The sequence below is a fragment of the Okeania sp. SIO2F4 genome (genome assembly GCF_010672385.1).
In the GTDB taxonomy this organism is placed as follows: domain Bacteria; phylum Cyanobacteriota; class Cyanobacteriia; order Cyanobacteriales; family Microcoleaceae; genus Trichodesmium.
Genome location: NZ_JAAHGT010000940.1, coordinates 1 through 3,754 on the forward strand (window position 1 = coordinate 1; position 3,754 = coordinate 3,754).

Consider the following 3,754-nt stretch of genomic DNA (forward strand, 5'->3'; position numbering starts at 1 on the left):
TTGTAGATTTAGATGAAAATGGCGAGGTGAAGGTTACACCTAATGGATCTGCTAAAGAACAACTACCAGAATTTGCTTACAGCAATAATTAATGTCAACATAAGGTTGTAATCAATATTGAGTTGATGAGAATAAGGAGTTGGGTTATGCCAATGCTTAACCCAACATTTTTTATTAACATTACGTCATAATACCAAATCCGGGTTAAAAAAAAGGTGTATATATATAGGTTAACATCTTTTATTATATGCGGATTGGGTATAACTACGCTCATCAAAGTGATTCTCTCTCCTCCTGATATCATGTCCGTTGGTATCGTTTGTGTAAAAGCTGGGGAAATATCTATTATCTTTAAGCTTCTTCCTTCTTCCTTCTTCCTTCTTCCTTCTTCCTTACCTTTGCGCTTACAATACTGATGCTACCGGACATGATATGACTCGGTATTCCTAACTTCCCATCCTGGGAGGGGTTATATAGAATCCGGTTATATAGTATATATATGTATATATATATTTATGTGACTAGGAATGAGCGGGGATCAAATCAATGGGAAAGCGTTTGAGTATCAAAGAGCATATTTCTGTACAAGAAATGGAGAAGCTTGATCGAGGCGCTAGAGATGTGGTAGAATGCTCTTAGTGGCAGATTATCTGGCTGTTGGCCAAAGCTTCAAAGACTGAAGAAGTAGCTACAACGATAGGGTATGGCTTGCAATGGATTAGAGCGATATAGCTGCCGCACTTGCTCCGCCAACCCCCAACGGTTCAACAAAGGAGGACTATGGATGAACATCGTGTAGCACTGAAGCCTGTAATTCGTCGAGATTGGTTCCCCTAGTGGGAAATAGCTATAGCTCCAGTTTACTGGCGATTTGAATGGTGTTGGGTCTATGGCTTTGTTGAACCTAGTACTGGGGAAAGTGAATGGTGGCTGTTTGACCGAGTGGACACACAAATAATGAGTCTGATTCTCGAAGCTTTTGTCCAAGCTCAGGGAATTAATCAGGAGCATCCAGCATTATTGGTGATGGATAGAGCCGGATGGCACACGACAGATAAGTTGGAAATCCCACCGGGTCTGTTTTTAGAGTTTCTACCTGGTTATTCTCCGGAACTACAGCCTCTGAGCAGGCTGTAGCAATTACTAGACGAATCAATCATGAATAAAGTTTTTGATTCTCGCTGAAGTTCTGAAACAGGTAATCTGCGATTGCTGTTGTCAACTAATCAAGCAACCAGAAATCTTGCGGGCAGTAACTCAATTCCACTGGTGGCCATCAACTATTACTTGCAATGTCTAATTAACCGGATTCTATATTAGTCAACGATAAGCTATTATTTTTGAGTTAACAACAAAATTCAAACATGACAATTAAAATTTGTGAGATCAATATTTATGAAGTAGAATTACCATTAATTAAGCCATATCGAATTTCAGGTGGACGTTTATTTGTGGACAAAATGGACAGCATTATTGTCGCTATTACAACCAGTGATGGTATCGTAGGTTGGGGTGAATCCTGTCCTTTTGGAATATCTTACTTACCTGCTTTTGCTGGAGGAATAAAGGCAGGAATGGCTCAATTAGCTCCTATACTTATAGGAGCTAATCCCCTTGAGTTAGAGAACATAAATCATCTTATGGACTTAACTCTCAAAGGACATTTATATATCAAGTCTGCTATTGATGTAGCTTGTTGGGATATATTAGGTAAATATGCTAATTTGCCCCTATATACACTGCTGGGAGGACGTTTTAGTGAACACGCTGATTTAATAGGGGCTTTTGCCAATGGTACACCAGAAGAAATGGTTGCCGATCTCAAACAACGAAGAGATCAAGGATATCATATTTTTTCTCCTAAAATTGGTGGGGAGGTTTCCCTTGATATGGCCCGTATTCAAGCAATTATGGCAGAATTACAGCCACAGGAAAAGATTACCATAGATGCTAATCGTGCTTGGTTGCCAGATCATGCTATTCAAATTATGAATTCTATCAATGATAAAACAGTATATTTTGAGCAACCCTGTGAAACATTGGAAGAATGTTTAACCGTGCGTCGCCTAACTCAACACCCCATTATTTTAGATGAGTGCATTCACACTTTTCAAGATTTATTATGGGCTCAACGAGAAGGTGTGGCACAAGCTATCAATATTAAAATTGGAAGAGTTGGAGGGCTAACTAAAGCCCGTCAAATGCGAGATTTTTGTCTGGCCACTGGACTGCGTATGAATATAGAAGAAACAGGCGGTAGCGTCATAGGAGGCACAGGTGCGATACATTTAGCCGTTGCTACCCCCCTCAGATATCGTTTAGCAACTTCAGACTCTACTAGATTACATACCGTCATTCCTGCCAAAGGTGGCTATACTTACAAAAAGGGTACAGGTATTCCACCAGAAACACCAGGTTTAGGCATAGAACCGATTATGGAAATATTAGGTGAACCCATTGCCGTTTATACTAAATCATAGTAATTTTTTCTAAAAGTATTTTCTAAACAACAGATAATATAGATGATCAATCACCAAGAACGATATGATAAATGGGCTTCCACATACAATGTAGATGTTAAAAATAGAAATTATTATGCTCCAAGCTACATCGTAGAATATCTCATGGAAGTTGTGAATCAGCAAGTAATAGATTATAGTAACAAATCTGAGCTTAAGGTTTTAGATGCCGGATGTGGTACAGGTTTGCTTGGAGTTAAATTACGTCAAGAGGGATTTTCTTATATTGATGGGGTAGATTTTTCTCATGAGATGGTAAAGTTAGCCTATGAAACAGGCGCATATCAATACTTGATGGGTTGGTGTGATTTGAATAAAAAACCACCCTTTTTTTTCCACCATCAATATGATTTAACTATTTGTTGTGGCGTATTTTCATTTGACTTAGTAAAGCCGACTGCATTAAGATGGCTGATGGAAGTAACAAAACCAGGAGGCATAATTTTAATGAGTACAAGATTGGTTTTTTGTGAGACTTATAATTTTGAAGGTTATTATAAAGAATTAGAGCAACTTGGAGAATTAAAATTAATAGATTGCAGAATGAATAAACCTTATTTAGGAGAGGAATCAAACGCACATTACTGGGTATTTGCTATTCCTGAAAGTAAAAAATAATGAAAAAATGCTTATTTTTAAATAATAGAGAGCCTTATCCAGAAGATATATTCAATCATCTTTCTCATGTGAATGTAGTTTGGTATCAGGATAATTCGGGTTCATTTTCCCTAGAAAAAATATTAGAGACCCATAATGATACAGAAATTTTGATAACAACTTTCATGAATTTAGATGCAAGTAATTTATCAAAACTTGCTCAACTGGAATTTATACTGGCAACAACAACGGAAACCAGTTATATAGATCGGGAATATTGTCACAAAAACAACATAAAAGTTGTAAACACTCCCAAATATACAGGTGCATCAGTTGCTGAACATGCTGTAGCTTTAATGCTTTCGGCAGCTAAAAGAATTGTTGATTTTAATACTAAAGTCAGATCGGGTGACTTTCAATTGTTTGAACATCAAGGTATGGAATTATCTGGCAAAACAGTAGGCATTATAGGAATGGGTGACATTGGAAAAAGAATTGCTAAAATACTTCAAGGTTTTGAAATGAAAGTTAAGTATAGTAATAGAAGTCAGCTTACTACTAGTTTAGGGATACAAACAGATTTGAATACCTTACTATCAGAAAGTGATGTTATTTTTCTGACACTACCTTTAAACCAA

The 3,754-nt window shown here is 37.1% G+C and carries 4 protein-coding genes; all 4 read left to right on the forward strand.

The features are described 5' to 3' along the window. The first annotated feature begins 849 nt into the window (after positions 1–849). Complete coding sequence (locus F6K22_RS35275; protein WP_293109185.1) at positions 850–1,137, forward strand: transposase; 288 nt, start codon at positions 850–852, stop codon at positions 1,135–1,137. A gap of 227 nt (positions 1,138–1,364) precedes the next feature. Beyond that, entirely contained in the window at positions 1,365–2,480 is a 1,116-nt protein-coding gene (locus F6K22_RS35280; protein WP_293109180.1) for a mandelate racemase/muconate lactonizing enzyme family protein, read from the forward strand. A gap of 42 nt (positions 2,481–2,522) precedes the next feature. Continuing rightward, positions 2,523–3,137, forward strand: a complete 615-nt coding sequence (locus F6K22_RS35285) for a class I SAM-dependent DNA methyltransferase (protein ID WP_293109181.1) — start codon at positions 2,523–2,525, stop codon at positions 3,135–3,137. Then, positions 3,137–3,754: 2-hydroxyacid dehydrogenase (locus F6K22_RS35290; RefSeq protein ID WP_293109183.1), on the forward strand; the 618-nt coding region annotated here is incomplete at its 3' end. The genes F6K22_RS35285 and F6K22_RS35290, both read left to right, overlap by 1 nt.